At 61.2% G+C, this 255-nt stretch carries 1 pseudogene; it reads right to left on the reverse strand.

Annotated elements, in window-relative coordinates:
• Positions 1–41: 41 nt before the first annotated feature.
• Positions 42–255: pseudogene (locus R0J92_RS24710) on the reverse strand (hypothetical protein); the annotation flags it as partial.

Below are 255 nucleotides of genomic sequence, written 5' to 3' on the forward strand. Positions count from 1 at the left end.
CCGCCGGATAGTCGGGGGCCGCGCTGTTCCTTATTCGCCGGTCAGTAATCGGGCGATTTCTGCGGCGTCTGGGAACTGTTCAGATTCAGCATCGGAATCGCTCCGTTGGGCAGCATTGTGGTCGGCAGTTGACCATCCCATTTCTCGGCCTGCGTCAATGCAACGAGACCCGGATTGTCGCGAAGTGCATCGCCACGTGCCTTGATGGCCGTTGCTTCCGCCTCGCCCTTCAGCCTGATCGCGTCAGCCTCGGCT

This window comes from Tritonibacter sp. SIMBA_163 (genome assembly GCF_046535935.1).
Classification (GTDB): Bacteria; Pseudomonadota; Alphaproteobacteria; order Rhodobacterales; family Rhodobacteraceae; genus Epibacterium; species Epibacterium scottomollicae.